We start from the raw sequence: 5637 nt of genomic DNA, 5'->3' as shown, positions 1-5637 counted from the left end.
CCTCATATTGCGAGCCGCTCATGTCGAGCGGCTTCCCGCGCAGCGCGGCGGCCAGCACCAGGCCGAGGCTGTAGATATCGGATTGCTCGCTGACCTCGCCGCCATAAAGGCCGAGCTGTTCGGGCGAGACGTAATTGTATTTGCCGGCGAATTTGCCGCCGATCAGCGTCTCGCCGCCGACATTCGCCGAGCGCGCGATGCCGAAGTCGATGATCTTGGCGCGCTCGACCCGGCCGCCCGGCAGGATAATGTTGTCGGGCGAAAGGTCGCGGTGGACCGCGCCGGCCTGATGGACGGCGCTCAGGCCCGAGGCGAGGCGATGGCAAAGCCGACGCACGTCCGGCGGCGCCATCGGGCCGCGCCGCATGACATCGAACAGCGACTGGCCGTCGACGAACTCCATCGCCAGGTAGGGGCGGCCGATGCCCGGATCGATGGTGAAGACGTGGTATCGCACCACCGCGTCATGCGACAAATGGTTGAGGATCGAGGCTTCCTTGCGGAACAGCGACAGGATGGTTTGGTCGCGCGCGAACTCGGGCAGCACGATCTTGATCGCGACATGGTCGCCGGTCTGGATATTGTGGCCGCGATAGACTTCGCCCATGCCGCCGGATGCGATGCGCTCGTCAAGCTCGTAAATGCCGCTGAGCTGCGTGCCGACGCCGGTATTTGCGAGGTTCGGCGAAATCCGCGTCCTGTCGTCGTCGCTCATCTGTCTCAGCCCCTGGACCGATCCGCATCGAGCGGTCCGTTGCGTCCGTCGCCGATCCTGACCAGCACGATGGTGACATTGTCCGTTCCGCCGCGCGCCAGCACCGTCTTCAGCAGCTTCTCGCACGCGGCTTGCGGCGGCGCGGACTTCACCGCCGCTTCGATCTCCGCGTCGCTGACATGCGCGGTGAGCCCGTCGGTGCTCAATACGAAGATATCCCCCGGCATCAGCTCGCCTTGCTGAAAATCGATCTCGAGTTCGTCGCTGACCCCGACGGCGTGGGTGATCACATTGCGGCGCGGCCAGGTGAGCGCTTCCTCGGCGCTGATCATGCCCCGGTCTAGCAGCTCCTGGACTTCGGTATGATCCCTGGAAATCTGCGAGATGGCGCCGCCGCGTACCAGATAGATGCGGCTGTCGCCGGCCCACAGGCCCGCGAACCGCCCCTCCATGGCGAGCAGGGCGGCGAAGGTGGAGCCGATGGTGATGCCGCGCGAACGCGATATGTTGCGGATCTCGGCATTGGCGCGGCTCAGCCGGTCCTCGAAACGGGCGCGAAGGTCCGGCGCCGAGCTCGCAATGCCGATCGTCGCCAGGTGGTCGACGATGCTGGCCGAAGCGACCTCGCCGGCCTCATGGCCGCCCATTCCGTCGGCCACCACCCAAAGGCCGGCTTGTTGCTCGACCAGATAGTTGTCTTCGTTGTGGTCGCGCACACAGCCTTTGTGGCTGACGCCGAAACTCTCAATGGAAAGGGCGACAGTGCTCAATTTGCCACCAAGCGCTTCGCGAGCGTCCTCTGTGACGAACGATGGGCCGCGTGCCCAGGCCAGTTTGCCACAAGCGCATACTTTAGAGTATCAAAATGAAGGCGGGAGACGGTGCTGCTCGGGAACGATCCGATCGACCATGACGGCGCCATCTCAGAATGCCTTCGGACAGCTGAACCCGGACAGCGCCGGGAGCAGGAAGGGATTGGCGCCAGAGCCGCTCTCCATCTTGTAGGCGACGTCGCGTCCGCCGATCACGAAGCGCGCCTCGGCGCCGGCGCCGTTGCTGGTGACGCTCGCCTTGTCCAGCAGGCGCTTCAGAGCCCATGGCCCTTCGAATTTGAGGGCGGACTCGCGGCCGGGCATCTCCGGCGTCAGGCTGAGGCTCGCGGATCCGGAAGCGCCGCCGCCCGGCCATGTCACCGTGCTCGGCGCATTGCCGGCCTGCGTGCTTTGCACCGTCTGCCCATCTATGTTGAGCACCGCGCTGTCGACCTCGCTGTTCAGAGAGGAGGGCGTGAAGGTGATCGAGACCGACGGCGCCGAACCGCCGGAGGGGAAGAAGGCGCTGCGGACTTCCGCCGCCGCCTGGAACGCCTTCAAGGTCGATTTGGCGAGGTCGCGGCTGGAGCGGGCCTCCTGCTTCCAGGTCCAGTCCTGGCCTGTCATGTCGATCAGCGGCGCCAGGTTCTGCGCAAAGAACCGGTCCATCAGGCCGCCCGGTGCGAACAGCTTGGCGAAATCGGCAAGAGAGATTTCCTCGCTGCCGTCGCCGGCAAAGGGATAGTGGCCGTTGACGGCTTCCTCGCAGGGGCGCGTGACCGTCTCGTCGAGCATCTGGTTGAGGTTGGCTACCGAAGTCTCGGCGACATTGCCTTCGAACTCGTCCGCCGCCGCGTCGACCATGCGCGCGAGCTGCTTGGGCAGGCGCGAGGCATTGGCGCGCATCGTCGAAATCTGCAGCTTCAGGTTCGCGTTGACGCGCTCCGTCTGCGCGGGGACATCCGCTGCCAGCTTCACGCTCTGGTAGATGTCGTGGAAGTTTTGCGTCAGCGCATCGAGCGGGCGGCGACCGCTGGAGCCGCTCACCAGCGCTTGGAACGGCCTGAACTGCGCCTCGACGGTGGCGCCGGCTTTCTGCGTGGCGGACGAGCTTGCCCCGGCGCGGCTCTGCGACTTGCCGCCGGCGATCTGCAGACCGATGCGGGCGAGACCCTTGGCCATAACGACCGGGTCCTGCTGCGCCGTTCCGGTGTCGCCTGCGAAGGCGGCGCCGTCTTTTGTCAGGGCGGTTTCATCGGCAATGGCCGTGAACAGCCGGTCCAGCGGCGAGTCCGGCGAGGCGGCGGCCGAGAGCGTGATATATTGCGGCTTGTCCTTCAGCATCGCCTTGAATTTCAATTGGTCGAGCGCGCCGTTCCAGGCGGAGGCGAACTCCTTGCCGTAGCGATCGATGAGTTCGGGGCCGAGCCTGGGCAGGTCCTGATCGATGCCGCCCTGCTCGCCGCCGCCGCCGAGAACCCACTGGTCATCGACCAGCATTTGCGCGATGCGCGAGAGCTGCGGCAGGTAAAAACCGTTGAACCCCGCCTTGGTGTAGAGGCCGGGAACGCCAAGGTCGGCGAGCTCTGCGCCGTCCATGCGTTCGAACAGGAGCTGCGCCTCCGGACCGGCTTTGGCGGCAACGGAAAAATCCTGGAGCCTTGCCGCATAGACCGCCGATCTGATCAGCGCCGACGCGCGGTCGGCAAGGCTCATGCGTCCGAGCGATCGTTGCGCGGCCTCGACCAGCGGCTGGTTGAGCTCGAACACCGGGTCGTAGGCATCGTCGAGCGCCAGCATGGCGCGCAGATGCTTTTCGAGCTGCGCGCGGCCTTCGCGGTTGTTCTCGCCGGGGTAGCGGTTTTCCTCCCAATCCTGCTTCATCCAGGAGACGATCAGCTCGTCGTCGACCTTGGGCGCCTTGCCGCCCAGCATCAGATAGATCTTCAACGGTTCGTAGAGCGCGATCGGGTCGGCCATCTTGGCCTGGATCGTGCGCTCCGCCTGAACCAGCAGACGCGAGCGGAAGCTACGCTCCAGCGCCTGCCGATAGGCCGATTTGGACGCCGACAGAAGCCTCTCCCGCTGGCTGAGCCCGAAACTCTCCTCGATCGGCTTCGTTTGGCCGGCGGTCTCATATCCCGCCGGCAGGTTGCGCAGTTGATCGAGCGGGCCGATGACGTTTTCGAGGTCGACATCGGTAACTGTCGTGCTCCTGAGCAGCGAATCCGCGCCGTCCCGATACTGCGCCATCGCCTGTCTCGTGGAGCCGATCAGCGACTCGTTGGCAAAGTAGCTGAGGCCCAGCACGCCGAGCGCTGCAAAAGCCGCCAATGCGATCGCGGCGAGGCTGCCAAATCTGGCGAGCCTGGCGCGCCGCTCCGCTGTCCTGTCGAACGAGACCCAGCCGGCCTCGGGGAAGATCACCTTCGCCAGAAGATCATGCAGGAAGAAGCTCTTGCCGGTACCGGAAAGATGCGCCTGCGAAGCGCTGCCGAAATTGCGGCCGATCGCGCCCAGCACTTGGTCGATCGGTGTTCCTTCCTGCGTGCCCGACGAGAAATAGAGGCCGCGCAGGCTGACATTCACCTGGGCCCGCGAGGCATCGAAAAGGCTGGTGACGAACCGCACGACGCGGGTTCGCAGCGCGGCGAACTGGGCCGGGAAGCCGAAGATCGCGATGCGCGCCACCGGATCGGCCTCGTCCTGCAGGCGGTCGGCGATCTCGTCCGCAAGCTGCCTGGCCAGCGCGTCGAACTCGGCCGAGGTTTCGCTGACCATGTTCCTGTTGCGGTCGGTGGTCTGGAACGTCGCACCCCAGACCTTGCGCCGGCGGACTTCATCGAAATCGCCGAAATAGTCCATGAAGCCGGCAACGAGGTCCGCCTTGGTGAAGAGCAGGTAGACCGGGAACTGGATCTTCAGCGTCTCGTGCAACTCCCGCAGCCGGCTTCGTATCTCGGTGACATGCGCATCGAGCTGCTGGTCGTCGAAGCCGATCAGATCGGCGACGCTGATGGCGAGGATCACGCCGTTGATCGGCTGCCGGGTGCGGTACTTCTTGAGCAGTCCAAGGAAGCCGAGCCAGCTCGCCTTGTCGCGCTCGGCATCCGAATCCTGCGTCGTGTAGCGGCCGGCCGTATCGATCAGCACGGCATCCTCGGTGAACCACCAGTCGCAGGACCGCGTGCCGCCGACCCCGGCCAGCGGCTGGGCATTGCCGGAGCGGGCAAGCGGAAATTTCAGCCCCGAATTGACCAGCGCCGTCGTCTTGCCGGCGCCCGGCGGGCCGATGATGATGTACCAGGGGATCTCATAGAGGAAGTTGCGCCTGCCGCTCGACTGCTTCAGGGTCGCGATGGCCTCGCTCATACGCGCTTCGAGCACCCCTGAATCGTCGTTGCGGTCGCCGCTGCGAACGATGCCCGTCTCAATCGCCTTCTGCGCCTTGCGCGCTTGCCAGAAGCGGATGCCGTAGAAGATTGCGAGCAGCGCGACGGCCACGCCGATGATCGTTGTCCGGAGCCAGACCGGTCCGAGCGGACGTGTATCGGCATACCGGATCAGCGGCCCGGCATACCAGACCGCAGCCGAGAAGCCGGCAAGCGCGAGCAGGCTGAACAGCCGCAGCACCCAGCGCATCAGTGCCGCTCCCCGCCGCGCGCGCTCACAACGTCTCCTCCTTCGGGATCATCACGTCGACGCGGCGGTTTTTGGCGCGGCCGTCCGCCGTCGCATTGTCGGCGATCGGTTCGTCCTCGCCCTTGCCGTCGACCGCGACCCGCGATGGGTCTTTGAGCTCGTTTGCCACCATTGACTGGACGGCTTTGGCGCGCGCGACGGAAAGATCGAAGTTCGATTTGAACTGGCTCGACTTCTTCGGCTTCACATTGTCGGTGTGGCCGACGATCCATATTGGTCCGGGCTCGGCATCGAGAGCCGTGGCGATGTCCGCGGCGATGGGCTGGAACTCCGGCTTCAGCTCGGCTTGCCCGGGCGTGAACAAGAGCTGGTTGCTGATTTCGACCACGATGAAGTTGCCCTTGGTGCCGACCGTCAGCCCGCCGCCTGCCGTTCCCACCGTAACCCAGATCGACCGCATACGCGCCG

4 protein-coding genes are annotated in these 5637 nt (G+C 65.3%); all 4 read right to left on the bottom strand.

Annotated features, from left to right (window positions below; translation table 11 throughout):
• Positions 1-715: serine/threonine-protein kinase (locus EOA75_RS27815; protein ID WP_164747596.1), on the bottom strand; the 715-nt coding region annotated here is incomplete at its 3' end.
• Between the two features lie 5 nt (positions 716-720).
• On the bottom strand, positions 721-1485 hold the full coding sequence (locus EOA75_RS27810) for a protein phosphatase 2C domain-containing protein (RefSeq protein ID WP_127240052.1): 765 nt from the start codon (positions 1483-1485) through the stop codon (positions 721-723).
• Positions 1486-1638: 153 nt separating this feature from the next.
• Positions 1639-5169 carry a type VI secretion system membrane subunit TssM gene (gene tssM / locus EOA75_RS27805; protein WP_206517045.1) on the bottom strand — a complete coding sequence of 1177 codons (3531 nt, stop codon included), beginning with the start codon at positions 5167-5169 and terminating at the stop codon, positions 1639-1641.
• A gap of 25 nt (positions 5170-5194) precedes the next feature.
• Positions 5195-5637: type VI secretion system protein TssL, long form (tssL, locus tag EOA75_RS27800; protein WP_127325666.1), on the bottom strand; the 443-nt coding region annotated here is incomplete at its 5' end.

The sequence above is a fragment of the Mesorhizobium sp. M1A.F.Ca.IN.022.07.1.1 genome (assembly GCF_003997575.1).
Taxonomy (GTDB): domain Bacteria; phylum Pseudomonadota; class Alphaproteobacteria; order Rhizobiales; family Rhizobiaceae; genus Mesorhizobium.
The sequence above is the reverse complement of the archived record's forward strand: the minus strand, read 5'-3'. Positions and strand labels throughout refer to the sequence as shown.